Below are 22,854 nucleotides of genomic sequence, written 5' to 3'. Positions count from 1 at the left end.
ATGATGCTTATTTTAAATATCCAGCTCGTTAATAATCTTATCCATTTTAACTAAAGCCTGTTCATAAATAAATTGAAATCTTTTTTCCGGCTTTTTACCCATTAAATCATCTACTATTTTATCAACATTCTGAAAATCTTCTAAAGTAACTTTTAGAAGTGATCTTTTTTCTGGATGCATGGTAGTTTCTTTTAACTGCATAGGCATCATTTCACCGAGTCCTTTAAATCTACCAACTTCAATCTTAGCTTTACTACTCTTGGATAATTTATCTGTTAGCTTGGCTTTTTCCTCTTCATCATTTGCATAATAAGTTTTATTAGACTGCGTTAAGCGATAAAGTGGTGGTTTTGCTAAATATAAATGTCCATCTTCTACTAATTTTGGCATTCTTAAAAAGAAGAAAGTCATTAATAATGAAGCTATGTGAGCACCATCAACGTCGGCGTCAGTCATAATAATTATTTTCTCATAACGCAAGTTTTCTTTTTTATAATTCTTCAAACTACCGCAAGCAAGAGCTATTTCTAAATCTTGTATAACTTGATTATTAACTATCTTTTCAAGCGTAGAGCTTGCGACATTTAAAACTTTTCCCCATAACGGCAATACTGCTTGCGTTTCTCTATTACGTGCTTGTTTAGCCGAACCACCTGCCGAATCACCTTCTACGATAAACAATTCTGTACCTTCTGGTGAAGTTCTCGTGCAGTCAGCAAGCTTACCAGGCAAACGTAATTTTTGCGTAGCATTTTTACGAGAAATAGTTTTTTCATTTTTCCTATTTACTCTAAACTCAGCAATAGCTATGAAATGCTCAAGCAAGTTATTAGCTATAGTTTTGTCACTACTAAGAAAATGGTCAAAATGATCTTTTATAATATTTTCAGTAGGTTTGCTTACACCTTGAGATACTAATTTTTCTTTAGTTTGTCCTTGAAAAGTAGGCTCAGCTATAAAAATAGATAGTACAACACTTGCAGTTTCTAAAATATCTTCAATAGTTAAATTAGCAGTTTTTTTATTCCCAACCATTTCACCATATGCTTTAAGTCCACGTAGTAAAGCAGACTTAAGACCTTGTTCATGCGTTCCACCTAGAGGCGTTGGGACTGTATTACAATAAGATTGAATAAATGCTGAGTTATCATTATTTTGCCAACAAATTGCCCATTCAAGCTTTATGCCATCTTGTTCCGATTCAACATTCCCAGAAAAGATTTCCGGTGTAATTAAATCATCTGGGGTTATCTTTGAGCTTAAATAATCTTTTAGACCATTTGGGAAGTTTATTAATGCTTTCTTAGGTACATCGCTAGATACTTCAATTTCACACTCCCATTCTATAGTAACACCTCGATACAAATAAGCTTTCGATCTTGCCAGCTCATAAACTTTTTTAGGATTAAAATGTAGCTTTTCGCCAAAAATTTCTGGATCAGGGATGAAATTTATTGATGTACCTTTTAGCCTTTTAGGTGCTTCTTCACATATTAATTCAGTTAATTTTTCACCTTTTGCATAGCTTTGCTTATATAATTTCCCCTGCTTATATACCTTAATTTCTAGATGCTCTGCTAAGGCGTTAACTACTGATACCCCAACCCCATGCAATCCCCCAGCAGTTTGATAAACATTACTTGAAAATTTACCGCCAGAGTGAAGCGTAGTTAAAATAACTTCTAATGCTGATTTGTTAGGGAATTTTGGATGATTATCAATAGGAATTCCACGACCATTATCCGATATGGTTATACTGTGATCCTGATGCATTTTTATTGTGATAATACTTGCAAAACCAGCGACAGCCTCATCCATAGAATTATCAAGTACTTCAGAGACTAAATGATGCATAGCATTTAAGTCTGTACCACCAATATACATACCAGGTCTTTTACGGACAGGTTCAAGCCCCTCTAATACTTCAATATCTTTTGCACTATATGTATTGTTAACTATCTTAGATTTTTTTTCTTTGTTGAAGCTAAATAGATCGCTCATAAGTTAGAATTACGATTAAAAAAGAATTTTTTATACTTCTTTAAATTAAACTATTTAGTATAGAAAAGCAATTATGGTTTGAAGAAAATATATAATTAATAATAATGTAAGACGAGAATTAGTAACCCTTAGCTTTAGTCAGCATACAAGCTATATTAGTGTTTCCACGTGCTAGGGCGATATCTAAAGGATACTGACATTCAGAGTTTAAAGTAGAAATTTCGATACCGCGTATTACTAAAAACTTTGCTAAATAGTAGTTATCCTTATAAACGGCAGCGGTAAGTAATGTATCACCTTTATTATTTTTTTCTTGAAGTATAGGGTAAACGTCAAGTAAAACACGTAATTTTGAGAGGTTATTTTTGTCGATAGCTCTAAAAGAATTATCTATCGCACTACAATAAGATAAGGTAGCGGTAATATCTTTTTTCTTATTTAGGTCGTTGTCATATTTAACCAAACTTTCTACAGCCTTTCTTCTATCTGCATTTGCTATCCATTCTTCTTTTTTCTGGAATAGCTTAATATATGAATATATATCCATCTGATCTAAAGTAGCCTGCTCGGTTAACTTACCAAGTACAATATCATCATTAGGCAATAATAACATTTGGCTTTCATCTTTAGCAAATTTCGTTGCTGATTCCGTTAGCTCTGTATTAACGATATTATCTTGCTTCTTAACAACTACATTTGAAGAACTTACGGGAGTACTTGTATTTTGTTGTTGTATTTGCTTTTGATTAGCTGGAGGCGAATTGTTAGTAGTATTATTAGGACCTTGATTTTGATTTGCCGATAACACTTCAACAGGCTTTAATGGAGTATTCCAATCTTGCTTTTTTGGCGAATTTACATCGGCAGTAAATGTTTCTTTCGAATTATCAGTTTTGGGTGAAGAATCGGTTGTATTTGGTATTGTTGCAGGCGGAACTACAGGCTGTACCGCCGGTATAGGCGTATTACTAGGTGCAGTTGGTGCTGTCGGTTGATTAACTGTAGGTACAGGCGTATTAGGCGTAGATGGTGTTGCCGGTACAGGTGCAGGAGTCGTTACTGGCGGTGTTACTATATCATTTGCTGTAGGCGTAGGCTGATTAACTACAGGAACAGGAGTAGCTGGCATTACTGTTGGTGTAGGAGCTACCACTTGAGGAGGGGGCGGTGCAGTTACATTATCCTGCTGTTCATTCGCCTCTGGCGGAGGAGTAAGCTTTATATATTGATGCGTAGGCGGTAGACTAATAGGTTGATATACTTGTGTACGTGGTGCAGGTGGTACTACATAACTACCTGGACGAAGAGGTGGATTAGATATAAGAGATCCAGCCACTTTAAGCTCCGGCTGTGTTTCTTCATTATTTGCAGCATTAGGCAAAGGCGTACTATTTGCTTCTTTGTTATTAGAAGATGCCACATCTTTCGTATCATCATGAGAAGCTAAATTCGTATTAGCTTGATGGCTCTGATTGCTTGCACTAGGTAATGTTGCACTACCCATATCTATAAAAGGCTCAGATGCTTCTTTTTCACTATTCGTATCACTATGTGAAGCTAAATTCGTATTAGTTTGATGGTTCTGATTGCTTGCACTAGGTAATGTTGCACTACCCATATCTATAAAAGGTTCAGATGCTTCTTTCTCGCTAGAAGATACTGCATCTTTCGTATCATCATGAGAAGCTAAATTCGTATTAGCTTGATGGCTCTGATTACTTGCACTAGATAATGTTGTACTACCCATGTCTATAAAAGGCTCAGATGCTTCTTTCTCGTTAGAAGATGCCACATCTTTCGTATCATCATGAGAAGCTAAATTCGTATTAGCTTGATGGCTCTGATTGCTTGCACTAGGTAATGAGATGTCATTTTTGTTAGGTTCTTGTGACTTATCTTGTTGTGCTTCCGGTTTAGACAATGGAGCTTTTTTTGGTGATTTATGGAAAAACTGTTTAATCTTGTCGAAAAAAGACATAGATGATCCAGAGTCAGAAGTAGACTGCTCATCTTTGCTTTTTATATCAGAATTTTGTGATGGCATAGGTAATGGCGGTGGTGCAGCAGCATAGCTTTGCAACGTGACTAGGGATAGACTTATAAAAAATAATATCCTGCATAATTTATTTAACATATATTTCCCTATTAAATAGTTATTTGAGTTTATCATCTTGTAGCAGCTTTGACCTTGCGTGGATCAATTTTCCCGTCATTGCGAGGAAAAACTGTAAGTTTTGACACGAAACAATCTCAAGATGTTTAACAAGATTGCCGCGTCGAAACTATGTTTCTCCTCGCAATGACACTTAACCCAACACTCTCTACTTCCTACTATTCTGCACTAATTTTTTTATTTCACTCTCTACTAATTCTTTTACAAGCGAAGGTAGGTTTTTATCAAGCCATGTTTTAAGCTCCGGCTTTAACATTTCGATTACTAATTCTTCAAGAGCATTTTTAGATGAAACATTATTATCTAAATTTTTATCTTTAATAGTTGAGGTAAAATTTTTTAAAATATCATTTACTTTTTCGGCAGACTTAGTCGATATTAGCTCTTCTTCATCTTGGTCTATAATTTCTGTTAACTCAAGTATATCTTCGTCTTCATTGCTTAAATTTTTACGCTCGTTAATTACTCCTTTAACAGATTTTAGAATGTCTTCTATCGACATATCCTGGCTTTTCTTGCTTTCCTTACCCACTTAGAAACCTATAAACATTTTCTTTTTAATAGTCTTAAATTCCTCTTCAGGACTAAAATATTTTACTTTAAGTTTTAAACTTTGAGCAGTTAACTCACCAGTTAATGATTTCATCTGATATGCACTAAGTATAGAAGCTTTATAAGCATCAACACGTGTTATTTTTGCATCATAGAGCTTTTCTTCAGCACTTAAAACGTCTAACATTGTTTTAGAACCTACTATTTCCTCTTGTACTGTACCATCATAAGATATCTGAGCTGCCGCTACTCCTTGATCTGCTGCAATAATACGAGATTTTGCTGCTTCAAAACCCTCCCATATACTTATAACATAAGCCTGTACTTGTCTTATTGCACCATCAAGCTGTATTGCACTACTTCTTGTTTGATTTTTAGCCGATCTAATTTTTGAATATTGAGCTCCTCCATTTGGATAAATAGGAACATTAACAGATAAGATAGTAGTAACATTTTTGGTATTTATCTGCGGAGTTTCTAAATTTTGTGGATTATAGTTAGTTCTACCGGATTGTAACTGCACATTTACTTGCGGCAATAATTTTCCTTTTTCTACTAACTCTTGTGCTTTTGCAGAAGTTACACTATGTCTTGCCGAATCAATATCAGGATTTAAATTAACAGCTCTTTTTGTTAGTTCATCTAATGAATTTGGTAATCCTTGAGGTAAAATAGGCATAGCTATGTCAGTAGGTTCTATACCGAATACTCTAATAAAATTTGCTTTTTTTGCTTGGAAATCAGCATAAGCGGTTAGCTTATTCGTCTCTGCTGCTGCAAGCCCTGCTCTTGCAGTTGCTATATCTATTTCTGTTGCTTCACCAAGCCTTAATTTTTCTTCTACAGTATTTACTTGTTGAATATTAGTACGAACTCTACTTTCTGAAATATCATATTTCTCTTTACTTTCAAAATAATCAAGATAAGCAGTGATTAAGTCTAATAACACTTTTTGCTCACTAGAATAATATTGACCACGTGATGCTCTAAAAGCTGCTTGTGCAGATTTAAGAGCAGCAACATCTGAACCACCATTAAATAAAGATTGTTGAATTGTTAATGTTCCTTGATTATTGTCTATTTCCGGTGGGTTACCAGCTAATTGAGCAAATCTTTTATTAGTATATTTAGTCTTGTTGTTTTGCCTGTTAACTTGCAAACTCGCACTAGGCATAAATCCTGAAAAAGCTTGGGGAAATTGCTCAATAGCATTAACAAATTTAACTCTTGCAGTCTTCAAATCATTGTTATTTTTGTACCCTTCTGTTAAAGCTTCTTGCAAATCTATTGCAATAGCAGGAGAAGTTAGTAATAATGAGAAAATAAATATAGTTAACTTACGCATAAATTTTTTAAATGAGTTGGTAATATGGTAGTAAGATTAGTTTAATCTTTCAAGAATATAGCTATTCTTGAGTTAGATAATATAACATTATGTAACAATGTTAGCACGTAATATAACAAAAATTAATCCTAAGGGCAATGATAACTATTTTATATTTCATTTTTCTACACAAAGCGTTACAATTAATTAACAATTGATAATAAATAACATATATGCCTAAAACTCTAATAGATTTTTCTCAGTTTGTTGGTTTAAGTAAAGAACAAGAAACAGAGTTATTAAACCTTTTAAAAAGACTAAATAGTTTTTCTGGTTCTTTAAAAACTAATACAAAAGACTTAGAAGCTAATATTCTTATTATTTTAAAAAGCTCCTTAAAAGAATTAGCACAAACTGAAAATTTAGATTTGGAGAAGATAGAAAAACTTTTTGACAAAACAGTAAAAACATCTCTTAGTGAATTATCAAAAGCTTTAGATAAAACTTATCAAGACCAGCTAAAGACAAAAGATATATTTTTATTTGATGGAATTATCGTAGAAAAATGCTTAAGTGTTTTAAAGCAGATTCTAGAATTTCAAAAAGAATTAGATGAAGTTTATCCTGGTGCTTCTAAGAAAATTATAACATCGTTGGAGAATATATTAGTTGCTGTAATTGCAACTCAACTACCTATTCTTTCAACATTTATAAAAGCAAGCGGTATACTTGAAAAAGTCAATAATCTTATCGATCATGAAAAACTATTGCCAAAAATAACAAAATGGCATAACGATATTAAAAATATGAGGCAAGAAATAAAGGATAATAAAAACCTTAAGGATGTTTATAAAAAAGCTGAACAAGTTGCCGAAATTTCAGAAATATCCAACGAACCTATTAAGAAAATTACTGAGGTAGCAAAAAACCCTAATAATCAATCCTCGTTAGATTATGTGATAGAAGCTAACAAAGCCATACCAAAATTGAAAAAGCACCTCCTGAAGAGATGAAAACTGACAAACTACATTCTATCAAAAATACTATTAATGATAGATTGAATAGCACAAAAACAGAATTACTAAAAGCAGCAAATCCTGAAACTTCTTTTGCTGATAAAATAACTTCTTTATTTAAAGCAGCAGAAGCAGCTACCAAAATTGCAAGAGATGTGAAAAAATAGCAGGACTAATACCAGGGGGACAAAAATTAGAAAGCGTTATAAGCGGGATAATAACAACTAACCTAATACCTAAGCCGATTTTAGCAATAGCTAAATTAGCTCCTGAGGTAGCAGAGTTAGTTAAAGTAGGTAAGGCAATAGTTACAGTGCTTTCCAAATCACAAAACTTAAATCAAACACAAGGCAGGTCAAAAAGTGCTTAATACTCATATTTTAATTGCTATAGGATGTTTAGTAGTATTAGTACTATACTTAATATATAAAACAGCAGCACGTAAAAAAAATATTACGGCTTCTGGAGAAAATAATTCTGAGGAAACTTTTGCTCTTAATAACAAAAATCAGGATAATAAAAAACTCACCTTACAAGAACGAATAGAATTATCTTGGAAATTTCTTTATGATATTACAGAGACTATTCTCAATAAATTTACTAAAGACGATATAACTTTAGTGAATAAATGCGGTCGTGTTTTACTTGAAAATGGAGCACGTTATGAACATATAGTTGATCTGGCAATCCCTCGTGCCAAATCCCATACTCAATCTGTAGAGCAAGAGCAAACTAAAGACAAAAAAACTTTAGGAGTGTAATTTTTCTACCTTGAAAAAAGCAGATACTCGATATATAAACTACCTCTAGAAACAAAGCTTCCGAAGAGATCTATTCTATCTACTCTTCATTTATTAGCGATATACAATCCTTGTAAATATTTTTTTAAAAGATATTATTAGAAAGTTATAGTTAAAAATAATTGCAATTAATGAGCAAATTGAAACAAGGAACATTTATCACTTTTGAAGGGGGGGAAGGAATTGGCAAATCCACCCAATGCCAAATATTATACGAATATCTAAAATCTCAAAATATTCCCGTAATTCTGACCCGTGAAGTTGGTGGAACTAACGTAGCAGAAAAGATGCGTGAGATCCTAGTACATACCGATTTACTGCCGATGTCTGAACTTTTGCAAGCTATGGCAGCACGTTATGACCATATGGTAAAAAAAATTATACCTGCTTTGCAGGCAGGAAATATAGTAATATGCGACCGGTTTATTGACTCAACAGCCTGCTATCAAGGATTAGAGCTAGAAAACGGTATAGAACTCGTATATAATCTGCACAAAGATTTAATGCCGCCTCTTATGCCAGACATTACCTTTTTTATTGATGTAGAATCTTCTATTGCAATTGAGCGGTTAAATTCACGGAATATGAGCAATAAATTTGACGTAAGGGGGCTAGATTTTTACAATAAAATTTATGATTGCTTCAAGGAGTTAAGTAAAAAATTTCCTGAGAGGATAGTAACAATTAAGGCTTCTGATCTTGATCCTGAACAAGTACACGAATTAATAAAAAAACACTTAAATTTAATATGAATAATACCTACTATATTACCACTCCCATATATTATGTTAATGATGTCCCGCATATTGGGCATGCTTATACTAGCGTTGCAAGTGACGTAATCGCTCGCTTTATGCGTCTTAGAGGTCATGAAGTCATGTTTTTAACAGGTACTGATGAACATGGGCAGAAAGTAGAAAAAGCGGCTATCAATAAAAATATCGATCCGCAAAAATTTACTGATCAGACGTCCCAAAGCTTCCGTCATCTTATGACTGCTATGCATATTTCAAATGATGATTTTATCAGAACAACAGAAGAAAGACATAAAGAAGCAGTAGCTATATTTTGGCAAAAATTACTAGATAACGGCTCTATTTATGAGGGTTTTTATGAGGGATGGTATGCTGTACGTGATGAAGCTTTTTATGATGAATCCGAGCTAACACCAGATAAATTAGCACCAACCGGTGCACCTGTAGAATGGGTTAAAGAGCCTAGCTATTTCTTTAACCTCTCAAAATGGCAAGATAAATTGCTTGAGTTTTACGAAGCAAACCCTGATTTTATCAGACCTATATCAAGACGTAACGAGGTCATTAGCTTTGTTAAGTCAGGTCTAAAAGATTTATCAGTGTCACGCACCACTTTTAACTGGGGTATCAAAGTCCCAAATGACGATAAGCATGTGATTTATGTTTGGCTTGATGCACTTGCTAATTATATCTCAGCCCTTGGCTATCCTGATCAAAATAGCAATTATGGCAAGTTTTGGCCAGCAAATTTACAGGTAGTCGGCAAAGATATTCTACGTTTCCATGCAGTTTATTGGCCAGCTTTCTTAATGGCTGCTGAAATTTCGCTGCCTAAAACGATTATGGCACATGGTTGGTGGACTAATGAGGGGCAAAAAATTTCTAAATCACTTGGAAATACTATTGATCCGATTAAGCTGATAGAAGAATTTGGCATTGATCAGGTTAGATATTTTTTAATGCGTGAGGTAACATTTGGAGCGGATGGTAATTTTTCTCGCAGTAATTTAATTACCCGTATTAATAGCGAACTATCGAATAAGATTGGTAATTTATTGCAACGTACTACTTCTTTTGTTTATAAAAATAATGATGGCAAAGTACCGGCAATCATGCAAGATGCAATCAATAAAATGTACGAATTACCACTCTTAAAAACAGCGATTAAATTTGCTGAGCAAAATATTTTATTGATGGAAAAACCCGAAATTAACAAGATTCTTGATAATATTATTAATTTAGCCGAAGAAGCAAATATTTATATTGATAGCGAAGCTCCTTGGAATTTGAAAAAAACCGATCCCGAGAAAATGCTAGAGGTATTATATGCTCTGCTAGAAACTCTGCGTTATATCGCTATAATGCTTCAACCTTTTATGCCAAGCTCCGCCAGTAAAATGCTTGATCAGCTAGGGGTAAACAAGGAAGAGCGTTTATTTAAGCATTTATCAGTTAAGTTTGCTTTGACACCAGATAGCAATATTTTAGAACCGGTTATAGTATTTCCAAAAATCATCGATGTCATCCTCGCGTAAGGCTTGCTTGCGTGGATCGGAAAATGTCCTATATGTCATTCTTAGCTAAAAGCAGGAATCCAGGAAAAAAAGCATAAATACAGCAAATTTTTAAAATTAAAAACGTAGGTTATTTTGCTTTATACTAGATTCCTGCTTTTAGCTAAGAATGACATCGGAATCACGCAACAATGCCTCCCGTGGTGACAAGTTTGGAGGTGATCCACGCAACAATACCTACGCGGGAATGACATATACCTATCTTTCACTTATTAAAAACACATATGCTAATAGATTCACATTGCCACCTTAATTTACTAAAAGATGTAGAAATAGACAACATAATCAAACAAGCTATAGAAAATAATGTGCAGTACCTACAAACTATTTGCACTAAACTTGATGACTTACCGGTTATTTTAGAAATAGCTGAAAAATATGAAAATGTTTTTGCATCTGTCGGTGTACATCCTTGTGAGGTGAATAGTCATTGCGAAGCACTACAAGTGCTGAAGCAATCTCAGGAAATTTTAATCAAAACTTACGCTATGTTTGGTTCTAAATATCGTAAAGATGGAGAACGAAGCTGTTGTTGCATATAGTCATCTAAAAGCCCTAACTTTATTTGGTAGACCGTTTTACCTATTTTATTTGCAGTTCTTTTGAGAAAAGCCCAAACTAGAAATGCACAACTAATGTGATTACGTTGGATACGCTGTTTTCTGCATTGGCAACGTTCTATACCAGTCAGTTGCTTAATTTTTCTATGCATGCTCTCAATTACCCATCGCAAGCCAAACTCATCTTGTGCAGCTTTAGAAGATTTTTGAGTTTTGTTATTGGTAACAACATAATCAACTCTGTTGGTAGAAACAGTAAATTTAAACAAATTAACATGCTTATTTTTGGCAAATCCTTTTATATGAATCTCCATTCCATTCTTAATTTCTTCATCTGAAAACGTCAACTTGCTAACAGCTTTATAAGGCTCGTAATCACACGTTTTACTAACATTTCTATTGGCTTTAATAGGGGCATAATAATATTTGCCCAAGGAGTCAACATGTTGCATAATTTTGTGTGTAGCATACCATGTGTCAAAAAGTACAGTTTGAAAAGGAATCTTTTTACTATAAACAGCATTATTGAACATCTTTAGTAGGTGATCTAGTTTCGTCGCTCCATCATGATCAGGTGAAAAAATGCGATAATCTATTACCCAAAACTTATCAATATCGGGGTTATAATATACAAGACTCACTACTCCTATACCGGTAGTAACTCCACCTGTAGCTCCACTATACTGCGATCTAGCAACCTCTATTTTCTTTGTGTTCCTTTTGTTTAACACCGTATCATCAAATATTGTATATCCGTTAGATGAAAAGATAACATCATTCTTAATGTGTTCCCATAACAAAGAAGGAGTATATTTTTCATTTTCTAAAAATCTATTAATAACATCATGGCTACATTTCTTGGCATGTTCAGCGTAGTAGGTTAAACTATAATTCTTTTGGCTAATTGTTAAAAATTGACAGTAATCTGTTCTATTAATTGGTATTGCTTGCAATCTGTTCCTCTTTGACATGTTTAATTATTCTTACAATAATTTATCACTCTTCCACTCATAGCGTAAGTTTTGTAATGAGATTGCCACGTCAAGGCTTCGCCTTTCCTCGCAATGACGCTGCCACAATTATAGAACTTACTAATCACCCCAAAATCATTGGAATAGGTGAAACTGGACTTGATTACTATCACGAGCCTTATGATAAAAAACTACAAAAAGATTCCTTATTACATCATATAGAAGCCGCTGCTACAACAAAGTTACCGCTTATTGTTCATACAAGAGAAGCAGACAATGACACTATAGATATTTTAACCTCGGAAATGCGTAATAATAAATTTCCTGGGTTAATACATTGCTTTACTTCCTCAAAAAAGCTAGCGGAAAAAATGCTAGATATCGGTTTATATATTTCAATGTCAGGTATTATAACTTTTAAAAGTGCAACAGATTTACAGGAAATAGTCAAATATGTGCCACTTGACAGGTTACTGATTGAAACCGATGCACCTTATCTAGCCCCTACCCCTATGCGTGGCAAACAAAACGAACTGGCTTTTGTTAGATATGTTGCCGAGAAAGTCGCCGAACTTAAAAATATCACCTCCAAAGAAGTAGCAAATGTTACTACTAATAACTTCAAAACATTATTTTCTAAATTTACAAATTACCTAAATTCTAGTGAATGATACTCCTTGCAGCAGAGCTACGAGGTATCTATCCAAAAAGTTTTAACTGTTTTTGTTGAAATGCTTTATAAGAAGGTTTGCCTGAACCTTGATTTTTTACATAATTAACGCGAGTTTCGTATTCAAAAAGTCGCTGTATAGCTGATAAACAGTGGGTTACGGGGATATTGATAATACTGTTTTTGTTATAAAGTGAGTACAAAATACAAATTGCTAATTAAAATATGGTATTTATAGTATAAGAAAAAAGTTTATAGGTTATTGAAAAAACTTTAAGAGCAATAACCTATGATAATGGATTTTACAGAAATATTTTGTTACGTCGATGATTTTTTTCAAGAATTAGACAAGCATACAAATTCAATTACTAACCATAACAACAAATCTGGTCCTAAAAGTCGACTTAACAGAAGTGAGGTAATAACAATTATAATAGGCTACTGGCAGTCATCTTATGATTGTTTTAAGAATTATTATCTGAAGCAAATATGGATTTATCATCAAAGAGATTTTCAATTAGTAAGCTATAGTCAATTTATAAAAATAATAGGTCCACATTTACCACTATTAGTACTGATATTTAATTCTATTTTGGATCAGTGTGATGGCCTTTCTTTTGTAGATTCAAGTAGTATAGAGGTATGTAAGAGATACCGTATTTCAATGAATAAAGTGTTCGCCGGCATAGCAGCACGCAGTAAGACAACAAAAGGTTGGTTCTATGGACTTAAACTACATCTAATAATTAATAGAGCCGGTGGTATAGTTAAAGCATCTTTTAGCCCTGGCAATAAGGATGATAGAAAACAGCTGGAACTGATGATCAAAAATCTTTTTGGTAAAGTATTCGGAGATCGTGGTTATATTTCACAACAATTATTTCAACAACTTTTAGAGCAAGGAATTTTTATGGTAACTAGGGTAAAGAAAAATATGAAAAATAAACTTATGTCTATGTTGGATAAAATATTATTGCTTAAAAGAGCATTAATAGAATCTGTGTTTAGTAAAATTAAACTATTGGGGAAGTTTGAGCATTCAAGGCATAGATCAGTTACAAATGCCTTTGTGCATATGGTTGCAGCACTGATAAATTATCAAATGTCTGATAATAAACCTTCTATTACATCTCTCTTGATATGCTAAATCCTATGCTATATTAATTCGAAACTCGCGTTATTTAGAACCAAACATAGCGTAAGTTTTGAATAATAAGTCAAGTTTTTTGACAGATTTTGCAATAAAAAGTGCTTCTTCCTGAGTGTTTTGTCTTAATTATGCTACTAGAGCAGCCTAGGCACTCTTGCCCCCCTCTTGCATAAACCATAAGTTGTTGAGTAAAATAACCTGGTTTATTATCACCATTAACAAAATCTTTAAGAGTAGTTCCGCCAGCAATTATAGCTTTAGATAGAACATTCTTAACTGCTGCGATTAAATTCTTTATCTCATTATCATTTAAATCTTTACCTAATTTATCAGGATGAATTTTAGCTAAATGAAGACTTTCAGAAGCATAAATATTGCCAACCCCAACGACAATTCTATTATCCATGAGTAAATTTTTTATTGGTACTTTTTTATTCACCAGCTTACTCTTTAAATATTGAAGCTCAAATGAATCAGATAAAGGCTCTAATGCTAGATTAACAAAAAAATCTTTTTCCAAAAGCTCAGTATGCAAGCTATAAATCATCCCAAATCTTCTAGTATCGTTAAAAATCAGTTTTTCATTATTACTTAAGTTCAAAACTACATGATCATGTTTTTTGACTTCATAATTATTTTGTTGCAAAGTAAACCTACCGCTCATACCTAAATGAATTATCAAAGAATGATTATTATCAAAGTCGATTATTAAATATTTAGCACGACGCCTTACATTTACTATATTTGTATTTGTGATTTGGTCAGCTAAATCAGCAGATAATTTATAACGCAAGTTATCTCTTTTAAACTCCACTTTCTTTATAACAAGCCCTATTAATTTACTTTCTAGGGAGTTTTTTAAAGTTTCTACTTCTGGAAGTTCCGGCATTTTTACTATTATTTTAATAATTTTATGTTTATACTATATCAGATAATTATAAATTATACATATGGAAACTACTTATTCTACTGATGATACCGAAAGCAGAAAAGGTTTTGAATCTGCTTTTGGTATATGGAAAGATATGAAATTAGATAGTTTAGAATATCAAGCTAAATTACGGGATGAATGGATACTCGATGAACTTGAAAATAACATATATATTACTAATAAATAAAGAGTTGGATAGACGAAGTTTTATTTGGAAAAGAGCAAGGCGGCTTGAAGCTGATAACCGCAGCGTATTATCAGCAAAAGACAGCATATTAGTCAATTCAGCCTCATTTTGTGACAGGCGTAAGGAGCGAAGCTTATAATAATAAGCGAGTCGACGAACAATGAAGCACAAGATGAGGATCAATTGACTAGAGCCAATTTTTCAAATAAAACGAGTATAATCATGAACCAAACAAATTTTGGATTTAAGAAAATAGAAGCAAACGAAAAACAATCGCTTGTAAATAGCGTTTTTTCTAACGTTGCTGATAAATATGACTTAATGAATGACCTTATGAGCTTTGGAATGCATCGCTTATGGAAAGATCAGTTTATTAGACAAATTCCTAATCTTAACTCTAATGTGTTAGATGTCGCTAGCGGTAGCGGCGATATTGCTTTAAAGCTTGCTAAAAAATCGAAAGACCGAGGTAATAATATCTCTTTAACTTTAAGTGATATTAATGAAGAGATGCTAAGGCAGGCTAAGAAAAAATCAATTGATCTAAACCTATTTCAGAACCTTAAATTTACTGTAGCAAGTGCCGAAGAATTGCCATTTCCTGATAATAGCTTTGACTATTATACCATTGCATTTGGGATTCGAAACGTTCCTGATATTAATAAAGCTCTAAAAGAAGCTTATAGGGTTTTAAAACCGATGGGTAAGTTTGTCTGCCTTGAATTTTCTAAAGTAAAAGAAAGTTTGTTACACGATTTCTACAAATTTTATTCATTTAATGTTATTCCTAAAATCGGTCAAGTAATTACTGGTAACAAAGAAGCTTATGATTATTTAGTTGAGAGTATAGACTTATTCCCATCACAAGATGAGTTTAGAATAATGATTAAAGAAGCAGGCTTTGAAGAGGTTAATTACAAAAATTTAAGTGGAGGCATTGTTGCTATCCACAGTGCATATAAGTTATGATTTGTAATTTTTTTAATTTACTACGTATTTTCTATATCATTAGCAAAAAGCAAATTTTGACTAATACACACGATGTGAAAATTCCAAGCAATTTTAAATTTATTGGTTATGTATTAGCATTATTTTTTGCTCCATTCTCATTATTAAAAAAATCAAAAGAAGATTACGGCAAACGTTTAATAGACTCTTTAAATAGCCTTGGACCGATTTATATAAAATTCGGGCAGACGCTTTCCACTAGAGCCGATTTAGTAGGAACGCAAATAGCATATTACTTAAGATTGTTGCAGGATAAATTACCACCATTTGATAGTAAGGTGGCAAGAGGGATAGTAACGTCATTGCGAGAAGACATTTATGTCGACGAAGCAATCTCAGCAAGTAAACAAAAGATTGCCACGCAGTCTACGACTGCTCGCAATGACGCTATCCCTTTCTTACACTTCAACGACACACCCATAGCTGCTGCGTCAATCTCGCAGGTACATAAGGCACAACTTGCAACAGGTGAGTATGTAGCAGTTAAAATATTGCGTCCTGATATTCATAAAAAATATAACAGGGATATTAAGCTATTATATTTCCTTGCAAAGATTGCCTCAAAATTCTCTAAAGCCAAAAGGCTAAAACCGATTAAAGTAGTTGATAAATTTCATGAAACTATGAAATTTGAGCTTGATTTACGCCTCGAGGCTGCTGCTGCTTCAGAGCTTGCTGATAATATGCGTAAAGATCATAACGTAATAATTCCTAAAATATATTGGGATTTAACATCAGAAAATATACTAACTACACAGTGGTTAGATGGCACTTCTATATATGATACTTCGATATTGAAAGAAATGGGTTTAGAGCCAGCAAAAATAGCTCAAGACTTTGCCGTAATGTTCTTTAACCAAGCTTATAGAGACGGCTTTTTCCATGCTGATTTACACCCAGGAAATATCCTGGTAGATAAGCAAGGTAAGCTAATTTTGCTTGATTTTGGTATTATGGGCAGACTTAAGGAAAAAGATCGCTTAGCTGTTGCCGAAAGCTTATTCGGCTTTTTAAATCGCAATTATAAATTAGTTGCTAAAGTACATTTAAGAGCCGATTACGTCCCCACAGATACCAATTTAGATTTATTTGCCCAAAGTTGTAGAGCTGTTACCGAACCGGTCGTGGGTGCACCTACTAAAAATATTTCCGTTGGTAAGTTACTTGCTCATCTATTTAAAATTACTGAGGATTTTGGTATGGAAGTGCAGCCGAATTTATTACTATTGCAAAAAACTTTAATAATGGTCGAAGGTATAGGCAGACAATTAGATGAGAATGTTAATATGTGGCAACTTGCTGAACCTTGGATTAAAAAATGGGCTGTCAAAAACTTAAGCCCTGAAGCAAAACTGCTAAGATTAATAAAGCATTATCTAGAAGAATTATATGATAAAATGGAAAAATTATAATAAAAAACTATTGTAATATAACCATACCCTTAAAGATTAATAGAAATTAAAAAGTAAAATTTTGTAAACCTTTAGATAATTATAGTAAACTAATATTAACTAAATTATATAAAGGTTTTAATATGTCTAAGAGCCAGGATCAGGAATCCATTGATAAAATAAAACAGCAGCTTGATGAAGAATATAAGAATCTTACTTATTTAGAAGCAGGTTGGGCAGCTCTTGGAATCGAAACCGGTAATAAAACATATGATGAATTAAATAAACAATATTTAGACCTTAATAAAGGTAATTTAGGTATAATGCAAACAGTTACTCAGGCGGTTAGCGATGGTGCTAGTGCTTTACAATTCACGTGGGAAGCTGCTCAAGTTTTGCCTGATCTTATAACAGAATTTAACAACTTAAAAGCTGCCAAGAATGCTGCTGATAGTGCCAGTTCTATTGAAGCGGGTAGCAAAATGGTACAAGATGCAGAATCGCTTGTAAAAAAATGTGCTAATATTTTACATTCAGAAACAATATCAAATAATTCTAAAGAAGCTATTTTGTAATCTACTATTATTCCCTATGTTCTTACGCCTATTTTAAATAAACGACTTGGTAAAATTACTAAGAATTTTCAAACTTCCGAAACAGAAAAAATAAATGTATAGCTTAATGCGATAAGGTAGTGACTTTTTTAAGAGCATAGTAAACCGCATCAAAAAAGTGCTCAAAATTAGAAACAGTTTTTCTTATTTCGTTCTTGATTTTAAACCAGTAATGCTCAATAGGATTTAAATCTTACTATTACCCACAATTATAAAATGCTGCTAGAGTATTCACTGATCATTTTAAATAAGAAGGATAGGCGATATGCAAGATATAGTAACATACGGGATAAATATATCAAGCACTGGTTGGTTAGAGAATGAGCTCAGGCATGTTGACTTTAAAGATAAAAGACTTATAAATCGGCTTATTAAAACCAGTAACTTACTTGATAGCAAAGCATCCGGCACAATAAATCAAAGTTGCAGATCCTGGAAAGATGCGAAGGGAGCTTACAGACTATTTAGCAATGATAAGTTTGATATAGATGAAGTCTATTCTTCGCATCATGTGGAAACACAAAATAGAATCCAAGGCAAAAATTTAGTGTTTGCAATTCAGGATACAACTTACCTGGATTATGACACTCATATTAAGACAAAAGGGCTAGGCAGTATCTCCAAAGCTTATACAAAGCACAAACAGGGTCTTATTATGCATAGTACTATTATAGTGACGCCAGGAGGTCTGCCTTTAGGCCTTACCTCTCAGCAATGTTGGGCACGTATCGCAAGGGAAGAGGATCAGAAGGAAAAAGCAAGGCGTAAGTATATCACTCACATCAAAGATAAAGAAAGCTATAAATGGATTAACGCGTTTGAGGAAACAATTGCCAATATTCCTGAAAATACTAGAGTTATTACGGTTGGAGATAGAGAAGCAGATATCTTTGATTTGTTATGGAAAATTGAAGAATCAGCTGCAGAATTTGTAATTCGCAACAGACAGGATAGGAAATTTATTTGCCCGGAAAATGGTAAAACAAAAATACAAACGAAAATAAGTAAGCTACAGTCCAAGAAAGAGATTAGACTGAAAATCCCAGGCAATGGACTTCATAAAGCAAGAAAAGCAAATGTTGAAATTAAATACACATATGGGCACATACCAATTAGGTCTGTATCTTTATATGGCCCTGAAAATACTGATCACAAAATCAGTGACAAATTAGCTGTTTATGTTGTAAGCGCTAAAGAAATTAATGCCCCTGTTGGAGTAGAGGCAATCGATTGGACTATACTGACCAACATCCCCGTGAGTAGCTTTGAAGATGCTGTTGAGCGTATAACTTGGTATAAGCTAAGATGGAAAATAGAAGAATATTTTAGAGTTCTGAAATCAGGATGCAAGATAGAAGCCTCTCGCTTATCTGCCGAAACAAAGCTACAAAAATTAATTGCCATAAAAAGCCTCATTGCTTTTAAAATTTTATATTTATCAAAAATAGCCTCAACTTGTCCTGAAGAGAGCTGCGATAGCATACTTACCACCCAAGAATGGAAAACGCTTTATATGCGCGTGCACAGAACAAATAATACTCCTGGCAAGCCTCCAAATATAAAAGAAGCTATTATTTTGCTTGGTAAATTAGGAGGCTTTATGGCAAGAAAGAGTGATGGGTTGCCCGGAGCAATGTCTTTATGGCGGGGATATGAAATCCTTCAAGAGAGCGTAATGATGCTATCAATTGTTAGTGGTAAAATTTGTGGGTAATAGTAAGGATTTAAATCAGGAGAGTAAGTTGGTAAAAATAAAATACTGCAACCAAAAGATTCAATTAACGTTTTCACTTTTGTACTTTTATGAAAATTAATATTATCCATTACTACTATCTGACCAGGCTTTAACTCTTTGATCAATATCTCTTGTACATAAGTTTCAAAAATGTCCTTATTACATGTCCCATCAAATATTATTGGGGCAATAATATCTTTGGCAGACACCCCAGCAATCATACTAATCAGTGATTTATGTTGATAGACCCTTTCACCATAACATCTTTGACCGATAATGCTCCACCCGTGTTCTCTACAGCTATTATCTTCTATCCCAGATTCATCGATAAATACTAAATCTTGTTTGTCTATAGTTTTTAGTTTCAATATAAACTCATTCCTTAGACCAACATCTCTTTTGGGATGAAGAAAAGTTTTTTTTATAACTATAACCTAATTTATTAAGCAATCTTGATATCGTACTTGCAGATACTTTTTGACTCCAGTTGTTAGCTAGTTCCATGGTGGTTTTATCAAAATTTAATTCTATAAATTTTTTAAATCCCTCTATGTCTCTTATTATTCTACGATGTCCTGTATGATAACCACTTTTTGCTTTGATATCGCCGGTTTGTTTCTTTAATTTTTTCCATTCTATTATAGTCTTCCTACTAATAGAGTATATCTCAGAAGTCTCTTTTATTGTTTTACCATCTGTTAAACTTTTTATTACTCATATTCTTAAATCGTATGAATATGCCTTTGCCATAAGTTTTTCATTTAGTATAATCTAACTCATACTCTAAGTCACTATCTTATCGCATTAAGCTATACTGGATGGCATAAGTCCTAAATTTATGAGAGAGTTATCTACAGTTGGAGTAGATATAATATCTAAAGCTTTAGAAAATGACCTAAATCCAAAAGTGCAAGAAATATATAAAAATAAATGATACTCCTCGCAGCAGAGCTACGAGGTATCTATCCAAAAAGTTTTAACTGTTTTTGTTGAAATGCTTTATAAGAAGGTTTGCCTAAACCTTGATTTTTTACATAATTACGTAATTTCCGCTCATCACCATGTTTACATACTGTGCTCATAAAATATCCTTTACTCCAAAACTCACTTCCCCATAATTTTTCTTTAAGATTTGGATATTTCTTAAACATTTCCTTAGATGTAATACTTTTTATGATTTGAGTTATTTTTGTTGGGCTATACATTGGTATTGACTGTAGTAAAAAATGTACATGTTCTTTATCTACTCCTATTTCCAAAAATCTAATTTCATAACGAGCTTCTATGTCCTCACAAATTTTACATAAATAATCGTCTAGTTCCTCATTGAATATTACTCTTCTATACTTTGCCGGTGTTACTAAATGATATATTAGTACTGTGACATTATCACTTTTATGTATATAACTGCTTTCTTCCATGCATCTAGTATATCACGAAGCAGACCTTCGGGGAATTAAACCCTAAGAGATTAATAGATTTTTAGAAAATGAAAAATATACTCCTTCTTTGTTATGGGAACACATTAAGAATGATGTTATCTTTTCATCTAACGGATATACAATATTTGATGATACGGTGTTAAACAAAAAGAACACAAAGAAAATAGAGGTTGCTAGATCGCAGTATAGTGGAGCTACAGGTGGAGTTACTACCGGTATAGGAGTAGTGAGTCTTGTATATTATAACCCCGATATTGATAAGTTTTGGGTAATAGATTATCGCATTTTTTCACCTGATCATGATGGAGCGACGAAACTAGATCACCTACTAAAGATGTTCAATAATGCTGTTTATAACGCGAGTTTCGTATTCAAAAAGTCGCTGTATAGCTGATAAACAGTGGGTTACGGGGATATTGATAATACTGTTTTTGTTATAAAGTGAGTACAAAATACAAATTGCTAATTAAAATATGGTATTTATAGTATAAGAAAAAAGTTTATAGGTTATTGAAAAAACTTTAAGAGCAATAACCTATGATAATGGATTTTACAGAAATATTTTGTTACGTCGATGATTTTTTTCAAGAATTAGACAAGCATACAAATTCAATTACTAACCATAACAACAAATCTGGTCCTAAAAGTCGACTTAACAGAAGTGAGGTAATAACAATTATAATAGGCTACTGGCAGTCATCTTATGATTGTTTTAAGAATTATTATCTGAAGCAAATATGGATTTATCATCAAAGAGATTTTCAATTAGTAAGCTATAGTCAATTTATAAAAATAATAGGTCCACATTTACCACTATTAGTACTGATATTCAATTCTATTTTGGATCAGTGTGATGGCCTTTCTTTTGTAGATTCAAGTAGTATAGAGGTATGTAAGAGATACCGTATTTCAATGAATAAAGTGTTCGCCGGCATAGCAGCACGCAGTAAGACAACAAAAGGTTGGTTCTATGGACTTAAACTACATCTAATAATTAATAGAGCCGGTGGTATAGTTAAAGCATCTTTTAGCCCTGGCAATAAGGATGATAGAAAACAGCTGGAACTGATGATCAAAAATCTTTTTGGTAAAGTATTCGGAGATCGTGGTTATATTTCACAACAATTATTTCAACAACTTTTAGAGCAAGGAATTTTTATGGTAACTAGGGTAAAGAAAAATATGAAAAATAAACTTATGTCTATGTTGGATAAAATATTATTGCTTAAAAGAGCATTAATAGAATCTGTGTTTAGTAAAATTAAACTATTGGGGAAGTTTGAGCATTCAAGGCATAGATCAGTTACAAATGCCTTTGTGCATATGGTTGCAGCACTGATAAATTATCAAATGTCTGATAATAAACCTTCTATTACATCTCTCTTGATATGCTAAATCCTATGCTATATTAATTCGAAACTCGCGTTAATGTATAGCCCAACAAAAATAACTCAAATCATAAAAAGTATTACATCTAAGGAAATGTTTAAGAAATATCCAAATCTTAAAGAAAAATTATGGGGAAGTGAGTTTTGGAGTAAAGGATATTTTATGAGCACAGTAGGTAAACATGGTGATGAGCGGAAATTACGTAATTATGTAAAAAATCAAGGTTTAGGCAAACCTTCTTATAAAGCATTTCAACAAAAACAGTTAAAACTTTTTGGATAGATACCTCGTAGCTCTGCTGCGAGGAGTATCATTTGCCAATCCAGGGTTTATTTTCACCATATTTTCTACTAATTCTTTTTCATTATTTTCTTTTGCCTGACGAAAAATATTTTTAACGAATTCTTCATTATAATCATTAACATAATGTTTCAACATATTGGGGCTTTTAGAATTTATCGTTTTAAAAAATGTTAAATCTAATGGCTCAAATTTTTTTGTGATATTAAAGAATCTATGATTGCTTCTTCCATTGCAGGTGTAATTAAATTATAGATATCCTTCACATTACTATTGGGGGGTAAGTTTAAGATGGGTATTTCTTCGGTCAT

General features: G+C 33.0%; 25 protein-coding genes and 3 pseudogenes. 16 read left to right on the top strand and 12 right to left on the bottom strand.

The window, feature by feature from the left end; translation table 11 throughout:
* Positions 1-12: 12 nt before the first annotated feature.
* The 4 genes from parE to ACOAL3_RS03125 form a co-directional block, all read right to left on the bottom strand.
* On the bottom strand, positions 13-2,001 hold the full coding sequence (gene parE / locus ACOAL3_RS03140) for a DNA topoisomerase IV subunit B (RefSeq protein WP_419235366.1): 1,989 nt from the start codon (positions 1,999-2,001) through the stop codon (positions 13-15).
* Between the two features lie 118 nt (positions 2,002-2,119).
* Positions 2,120-4,135 carry an ankyrin repeat domain-containing protein gene (locus ACOAL3_RS03135; protein ID WP_419235365.1) on the bottom strand — a complete coding sequence of 672 codons (2,016 nt, stop codon included), beginning with the start codon at positions 4,133-4,135 and terminating at the stop codon, positions 2,120-2,122.
* Positions 4,136-4,322: 187 nt separating this feature from the next.
* Positions 4,323-4,706 (bottom strand): DUF2497 domain-containing protein, encoded by a 384-nt coding sequence (locus ACOAL3_RS03130; RefSeq protein ID WP_395477153.1) that lies wholly within the window; start codon positions 4,704-4,706, stop codon positions 4,323-4,325.
* Positions 4,707-6,071 carry a TolC family protein gene (locus tag ACOAL3_RS03125; protein WP_419235364.1) on the bottom strand — a complete coding sequence of 455 codons (1,365 nt, stop codon included), beginning with the start codon at positions 6,069-6,071 and terminating at the stop codon, positions 4,707-4,709.
* A 212-nt stretch (positions 6,072-6,283) separates the two neighbouring features.
* Here ACOAL3_RS03125 and ACOAL3_RS03120 point away from each other — a divergent pair, with 212 nt between their 5' ends.
* From ACOAL3_RS03120 to ACOAL3_RS03095, 6 genes and pseudogenes are all read left to right on the top strand, one after another.
* Positions 6,284-7,063 (top strand): hypothetical protein, encoded by a 780-nt coding sequence (locus ACOAL3_RS03120; protein WP_419235363.1) that lies wholly within the window; start codon positions 6,284-6,286, stop codon positions 7,061-7,063.
* The gene (locus tag ACOAL3_RS03115) at positions 7,060-7,233 is read left to right on the top strand and encodes a hypothetical protein (protein WP_419235362.1); all 174 of its coding nucleotides are present in this window, start codon (positions 7,060-7,062) and stop codon (positions 7,231-7,233) included. The genes ACOAL3_RS03120 and ACOAL3_RS03115 overlap by 4 nt, the downstream gene beginning before the upstream one ends.
* 195 nt (positions 7,234-7,428) lie before the next feature.
* Entirely contained in the window at positions 7,429-7,827 is a 399-nt protein-coding gene (locus tag ACOAL3_RS03110; protein ID WP_419235361.1) for a DUF2660 domain-containing protein, read from the top strand.
* 170 nt (positions 7,828-7,997) lie between these two features.
* Positions 7,998-8,618, top strand: a complete 621-nt coding sequence (tmk, locus tag ACOAL3_RS03105; protein WP_419235360.1) for a dTMP kinase — start codon at positions 7,998-8,000, stop codon at positions 8,616-8,618.
* Positions 8,615-10,156 (top strand): methionine--tRNA ligase, encoded by a 1,542-nt coding sequence (gene metG / locus ACOAL3_RS03100; protein ID WP_419235359.1) that lies wholly within the window; start codon positions 8,615-8,617, stop codon positions 10,154-10,156. Before tmk ends, metG begins: the two co-directional genes overlap by 4 nt.
* A 263-nt stretch (positions 10,157-10,419) precedes the next feature.
* Positions 10,420-10,662 (top strand): annotated as a pseudogene (locus ACOAL3_RS03095) (TatD family hydrolase); the annotation flags it as partial.
* A gap of 14 nt (positions 10,663-10,676) precedes the next feature.
* Here ACOAL3_RS03095 and ACOAL3_RS03090 read toward each other — a convergent pair.
* Positions 10,677-11,708, bottom strand: a complete 1,032-nt coding sequence (locus ACOAL3_RS03090) for an IS701 family transposase (protein WP_473198140.1) — start codon at positions 11,706-11,708, stop codon at positions 10,677-10,679.
* A gap of 77 nt (positions 11,709-11,785) precedes the next feature.
* On the opposite strand from ACOAL3_RS03090, the pseudogene ACOAL3_RS03085 reads away from it, so the two are divergent.
* Positions 11,786-12,397: pseudogene (locus ACOAL3_RS03085) on the top strand (TatD family hydrolase); the annotation flags it as partial.
* A gap of 28 nt (positions 12,398-12,425) precedes the next feature.
* Here ACOAL3_RS03085 and ACOAL3_RS03080 read toward each other — a convergent pair.
* Positions 12,426-12,599, bottom strand: coding sequence for a hypothetical protein (locus tag ACOAL3_RS03080; RefSeq protein WP_419234679.1), 174 nt, complete (start codon positions 12,597-12,599; stop codon positions 12,426-12,428).
* Positions 12,600-12,685: 86 nt separating this feature from the next.
* Here ACOAL3_RS03080 and ACOAL3_RS03075 point away from each other — a divergent pair, with 86 nt between their 5' ends.
* A complete protein-coding gene (locus ACOAL3_RS03075; protein ID WP_419234519.1) occupies positions 12,686-13,543 on the top strand; it encodes an IS982 family transposase in 858 nt (285 codons plus the stop codon).
* Between the two features lie 70 nt (positions 13,544-13,613).
* Here ACOAL3_RS03075 and mutM read toward each other — a convergent pair whose 3' ends face one another.
* Positions 13,614-14,435 (bottom strand): bifunctional DNA-formamidopyrimidine glycosylase/DNA-(apurinic or apyrimidinic site) lyase, encoded by an 822-nt coding sequence (mutM, locus tag ACOAL3_RS03070; RefSeq protein WP_419235358.1) that lies wholly within the window; start codon positions 14,433-14,435, stop codon positions 13,614-13,616.
* Between the two features lie 61 nt (positions 14,436-14,496).
* Between mutM and ACOAL3_RS03065 the strand changes: the two genes are divergently transcribed.
* From ACOAL3_RS03065 to ACOAL3_RS03045, 5 genes are all read left to right on the top strand, one after another.
* Positions 14,497-14,664 carry a hypothetical protein gene (locus ACOAL3_RS03065; protein WP_419235357.1) on the top strand — a complete coding sequence of 56 codons (168 nt, stop codon included), beginning with the start codon at positions 14,497-14,499 and terminating at the stop codon, positions 14,662-14,664.
* Positions 14,665-14,886: 222 nt separating this feature from the next.
* Complete coding sequence (gene ubiE, locus ACOAL3_RS03060) at positions 14,887-15,633, top strand: bifunctional demethylmenaquinone methyltransferase/2-methoxy-6-polyprenyl-1,4-benzoquinol methylase UbiE (protein ID WP_395477136.1); 747 nt, start codon at positions 14,887-14,889, stop codon at positions 15,631-15,633.
* Positions 15,630-17,084 (top strand): 2-polyprenylphenol 6-hydroxylase, encoded by a 1,455-nt coding sequence (gene ubiB / locus ACOAL3_RS03055; protein WP_419235356.1) that lies wholly within the window; start codon positions 15,630-15,632, stop codon positions 17,082-17,084. The genes ubiE and ubiB overlap by 4 nt, the downstream gene beginning before the upstream one ends.
* Before the next feature lie 122 nt (positions 17,085-17,206).
* Positions 17,207-17,638 carry a hypothetical protein gene (locus tag ACOAL3_RS03050; protein ID WP_419235355.1) on the top strand — a complete coding sequence of 144 codons (432 nt, stop codon included), beginning with the start codon at positions 17,207-17,209 and terminating at the stop codon, positions 17,636-17,638.
* A gap of 304 nt (positions 17,639-17,942) precedes the next feature.
* Positions 17,943-19,391: an IS4 family transposase gene (locus ACOAL3_RS03045; protein ID WP_419234585.1), complete on the top strand. Its 1,449-nt coding sequence runs from the start codon at positions 17,943-17,945 to the stop codon at positions 19,389-19,391.
* On the opposite strand, the gene ACOAL3_RS03040 is transcribed toward ACOAL3_RS03045, so the two are convergent.
* The 3 genes from ACOAL3_RS03040 to tnpA (ACOAL3_RS03030) form a co-directional block, all read right to left on the bottom strand.
* Positions 19,340-19,780, bottom strand: coding sequence for an IS630 family transposase (locus ACOAL3_RS03040; protein ID WP_419234784.1), 441 nt, complete (start codon positions 19,778-19,780; stop codon positions 19,340-19,342). The two genes, ACOAL3_RS03045 and ACOAL3_RS03040, sit on opposite strands and share 52 nt — an antisense overlap.
* A gap of 7 nt (positions 19,781-19,787) precedes the next feature.
* Positions 19,788-20,069, bottom strand: coding sequence for a COG3415 family protein (locus ACOAL3_RS03035; RefSeq protein WP_419235585.1), 282 nt, complete (start codon positions 20,067-20,069; stop codon positions 19,788-19,790).
* A gap of 305 nt (positions 20,070-20,374) precedes the next feature.
* Entirely contained in the window at positions 20,375-20,833 is a 459-nt protein-coding gene (tnpA, locus tag ACOAL3_RS03030) for an IS200/IS605 family transposase (protein WP_419235354.1), read from the bottom strand.
* A 49-nt stretch (positions 20,834-20,882) separates the two neighbouring features.
* Here tnpA (ACOAL3_RS03030) and ACOAL3_RS03025 point away from each other — a divergent pair.
* The 3 genes and pseudogenes from ACOAL3_RS03025 to tnpA (ACOAL3_RS03015) all read left to right on the top strand — a co-directional run.
* Positions 20,883-21,242, top strand: a pseudogene (locus tag ACOAL3_RS03025) (IS701 family transposase); the annotation flags it as partial.
* Between the two features lie 149 nt (positions 21,243-21,391).
* Positions 21,392-22,249 (top strand): IS982 family transposase, encoded by an 858-nt coding sequence (locus tag ACOAL3_RS03020; RefSeq protein ID WP_419234519.1) that lies wholly within the window; start codon positions 21,392-21,394, stop codon positions 22,247-22,249.
* A gap of 33 nt (positions 22,250-22,282) precedes the next feature.
* On the top strand, positions 22,283-22,525 hold the full coding sequence (gene tnpA / locus ACOAL3_RS03015) for an IS200/IS605 family transposase (RefSeq protein WP_419235352.1): 243 nt from the start codon (positions 22,283-22,285) through the stop codon (positions 22,523-22,525).
* Here tnpA (ACOAL3_RS03015) and ACOAL3_RS03010 read toward each other — a convergent pair.
* Entirely contained in the window at positions 22,508-22,681 is a 174-nt protein-coding gene (locus tag ACOAL3_RS03010) for a hypothetical protein (protein ID WP_419235351.1), read from the bottom strand. The two genes, tnpA (ACOAL3_RS03015) and ACOAL3_RS03010, sit on opposite strands and share 18 nt — an antisense overlap.
* Before the next feature lie 41 nt (positions 22,682-22,722).
* On the bottom strand, positions 22,723-22,854 hold the full coding sequence (locus ACOAL3_RS03005; protein WP_419235350.1) for a hypothetical protein: 132 nt from the start codon (positions 22,852-22,854) through the stop codon (positions 22,723-22,725).

The sequence above is a fragment of the Rickettsia endosymbiont of Nabis limbatus genome (assembly GCF_965196655.1).
Taxonomy (GTDB): Bacteria; Pseudomonadota; Alphaproteobacteria; order Rickettsiales; family Rickettsiaceae; genus Rickettsia.
This window is presented reverse-complemented; position numbering and strand designations above follow the sequence as displayed.

Bases quoted from the DNA above. Each gene is read 5' to 3' on its own strand.
- parE (WP_419235366.1), bottom strand. From the start codon at position 2,001: ATGAGCGATCTATTTAGCTTCAACAAAGAAAAAAAATCTAAGATAGTT.
- ACOAL3_RS03135 (WP_419235365.1), bottom strand. From the start codon at position 4,135: ATGTTAAATAAATTATGCAGGATATTATTTTTTATAAGTCTATCCCTA.
- ACOAL3_RS03125 (WP_419235364.1), bottom strand. From the start codon at position 6,071: ATGCGTAAGTTAACTATATTTATTTTCTCATTATTACTAACTTCTCCT.
- ACOAL3_RS03120 (WP_419235363.1), top strand. From the start codon at position 6,284: ATGCCTAAAACTCTAATAGATTTTTCTCAGTTTGTTGGTTTAAGTAAA.
- ACOAL3_RS03115 (WP_419235362.1), top strand. From the start codon at position 7,060: ATGAAAACTGACAAACTACATTCTATCAAAAATACTATTAATGATAGA.
- tmk (WP_419235360.1), top strand. From the start codon at position 7,998: ATGAGCAAATTGAAACAAGGAACATTTATCACTTTTGAAGGGGGGGAA.
- metG (WP_419235359.1), top strand. From the start codon at position 8,615: ATGAATAATACCTACTATATTACCACTCCCATATATTATGTTAATGAT.
- ACOAL3_RS03075 (WP_419234519.1), top strand. From the start codon at position 12,686: ATGATAATGGATTTTACAGAAATATTTTGTTACGTCGATGATTTTTTT.
- mutM (WP_419235358.1), bottom strand. From the start codon at position 14,435: ATGCCGGAACTTCCAGAAGTAGAAACTTTAAAAAACTCCCTAGAAAGT.
- ACOAL3_RS03065 (WP_419235357.1), top strand. From the start codon at position 14,497: ATGGAAACTACTTATTCTACTGATGATACCGAAAGCAGAAAAGGTTTT.
- ubiE (WP_395477136.1), top strand. From the start codon at position 14,887: ATGAACCAAACAAATTTTGGATTTAAGAAAATAGAAGCAAACGAAAAA.
- ubiB (WP_419235356.1), top strand. From the start codon at position 15,630: ATGATTTGTAATTTTTTTAATTTACTACGTATTTTCTATATCATTAGC.
- ACOAL3_RS03050 (WP_419235355.1), top strand. From the start codon at position 17,207: ATGTCTAAGAGCCAGGATCAGGAATCCATTGATAAAATAAAACAGCAG.
- ACOAL3_RS03045 (WP_419234585.1), top strand. From the start codon at position 17,943: ATGCAAGATATAGTAACATACGGGATAAATATATCAAGCACTGGTTGG.
- tnpA (WP_419235354.1), bottom strand. From the start codon at position 20,833: ATGGAAGAAAGCAGTTATATACATAAAAGTGATAATGTCACAGTACTA.
- ACOAL3_RS03020 (WP_419234519.1), top strand. From the start codon at position 21,392: ATGATAATGGATTTTACAGAAATATTTTGTTACGTCGATGATTTTTTT.
- tnpA (WP_419235352.1), top strand. From the start codon at position 22,283: ATGTATAGCCCAACAAAAATAACTCAAATCATAAAAAGTATTACATCT.
- ACOAL3_RS03010 (WP_419235351.1), bottom strand. From the start codon at position 22,681: ATGTTGAAACATTATGTTAATGATTATAATGAAGAATTCGTTAAAAAT.
- ACOAL3_RS03005 (WP_419235350.1), bottom strand. From the start codon at position 22,854: ATGACCGAAGAAATACCCATCTTAAACTTACCCCCCAATAGTAATGTG.